This is a genomic window from Bacillus sp. S4, assembly GCF_040838205.1.
Lineage (GTDB): Bacteria > Bacillota > Bacilli > Bacillales > Bacillaceae_G > Bacillus_A > Bacillus_A cereus_U.
On record NZ_JBFPJI010000422.1, the window covers coordinates 1 to 2,472 of the forward strand.

The window sequence follows — 2,472 nt, forward strand, 5'->3', positions numbered from 1 at the left end:
AATCTCTAAAGGAAAAAGTGGTAGTAGTTTAACATTAACGATTGATATGGAATTACAAAAGAAAGTGGAAGAAAGTATAGAGAAAAATTTGAGAGCTTTTAAGAGTTCAGAGCCACTGTTGGACCGAGCGTTTGTCGTCATGACAAATCCAAATAACGGACAGATTTTATCTATGGCAGGCAAAAAGATTGTAGAAAAAGAAGGGAAAATAGAGATTGAGGATTTGGCATTAGGTAACATGACAACTTCGTATGAGCTAGGGTCAGCTGTAAAAGGCGCAACGTTATTAACTGGATATGAGACAGGGGCAATACAGCCAGGAGATCAATTTTATGATGCACCGATGAAATTTAAAGGTACACAAGCCAAGAAATCATGGAATGTATCCGGATTTGGTAATATTAATGATTTACGAGCTTTACAAGTATCTTCGAATGTATACATGTTCCAGACAGCTTTAAAAATTGCGGGAGTTAATTACGTACCGAATGGTTCATTGGATATTAAACAAGAAGCATTTGATAAGATGCGTTATTATTTTAAACAATTTGGTTTAGGGGTACCAACAGGTATTGATTTACCGAATGAAATAATTGGGCAAACTAGAAAAGTAGATAGTCAACCTGGGTTTTTACTAGATTTTTCTATCGGTCAGTATGATACTTATACGCCATTGCAATTGGCACAATATATTTCAACTATTGCAAATGGTGGATATAGAATGCAACCCCAAATTGTACAAGAAATACGAGAGCAATCAATAAAAGAAGAGGAAGTTGGCAAAGTTATACGCTCTATAGAGCCTGTCGTATTAAATCGAGTTGATATGAAGAAAGAACATATTGATCGAATAAAAGAAGGATTTAGATGGGTATTCCAAGAAGGTGATGGAACTGGCGTGAAGTATTTCAAAAATGCGCCATATAAACCAGCAGGAAAGACAGGGACAGCTCAAACTGTATATGGTGGAGATGATCCAATTGGTAGAAATGCAAAAGGGGAACGTATGGAATGTTACAACTTAACACTAGTTGGATATGCCCCATATGATAATCCAGAAGTAGCATTTTCTGTAGTAGTCCCATGGCTTCATGATGATAAAAATGGAATTAATTCTATAATTGGAAAGGAAATTTTAGATGTATACTTTGATTTAAAAAAGCAACGTATACATGGTGAAGCTGCTAGTACAGATAGTTCGAATCAAAATTAGTAAAATTTGTGCACTTTTCTCAGGGGAAGAGACCCTGTTTATATAAAAGCCTTTATAAGTTAAAGAAAAAGGAAGATTTGAAATAAGAGATAGCAGCTATCATAGTTGCTATCTCTTACTTTTGTTAATACCTCTGCTACTAGTTAAAAAGGTTTTAAATTTATGGAACAAACTTGTTTCTTAGATAGTCTATTATGTGTACGTATAAAAACAGGTGTTCAAATAGGATACAGTGTATTGAATTTACTACTTGTTTTCAGTATTGAAAATTTGAAAGGAATGATGATTTTGAAAAACAAGAGGATGCTAAAAATAGGTATATGCGTTGGTATATTAGGTTTAAGTCTTACAAGTCTAGAAGCTTTTACAGGAGGGGCATTGCAAGTTGAAGCGAAAGAAAAGACCGGACCAGTTAAACATAAAAATCATGCGACGTATAAAGAATTCTCTCAACTTGAGAAAAAATTTGATGCTCGATTAGGTGTGTATGCTATTGATACTGGTACAAATCGAACAATTGCTTATCGACCTAACGAAAGATTTGCCTTTGCATCAACCTACAAGGCATTAGCGGCAGGAGTATTGCTACAGCAAAACTCAATTGAGAAATTAAATGAAGTTATCACTTATACGAAAGACGACTTAGTGGAATATTCACCTGTTACTGAGAAACATGTAGATACCGGAATGGCACTAGGAGAAATTGCAGAGGCTGCTGTTCGTTCCAGTGATAATACTGCAGGGAACATTTTATTTCATAAAATAGGCGGACCTAAGGGATATGAAAAAGCGCTTAGACAGATGGGTGATCGGGTTACTATGGCTGATCGCTTTGAGACAGAGTTAAACGAGGCTATTCCAGGAGACATTCGTGATACTAGTACAGCAAAAGCAATTGCTACCAATCTTAAGGCTTTTACGGTCGGAAATGCACTTCCAGCTGATAAACGTAAAATTCTTACAGAGTGGATGAAAGGAAATGCTACAGGAGACAAACTTATTCGTGCAGGCGTACCAACTGACTGGGTAGTTGGAGATAAATCAGGAGCTGGAAGTTATGGGACACGAAATGATATTGCTATCGTTTGGCCGCCGAATAGAGCACCCATTATCATCGCAATTTTATCTAGTAAAGATGAGAAAGAGGCTACCTATGATAATCAACTAATTGCAGAGGCTGCTGAAGTTATAGTTAATGCTCTTAGGTGATAATCTCACAATTCTTTATTTAATGTAATTAAAAATATGAACTTGGAAAG

Annotated in this window: 2 protein-coding genes; both read left to right on the top strand. The window is 35.9% G+C overall.

Features of this window, described 5'->3' with window-relative positions; genetic code table 11:
- On the top strand, positions 1-1,213 hold a 1,213-nt coding region (locus AB3X48_RS21070; RefSeq protein ID WP_367959906.1), incomplete at its 5' end, for a peptidoglycan D,D-transpeptidase FtsI family protein.
- A gap of 282 nt (positions 1,214-1,495) precedes the next feature.
- Entirely contained in the window at positions 1,496-2,422 is a 927-nt protein-coding gene (gene bla, locus AB3X48_RS21075; RefSeq protein ID WP_372343020.1) for a class A beta-lactamase Bla1, read from the top strand.
- Positions 2,423-2,472: the final 50 nt, after the last annotated feature.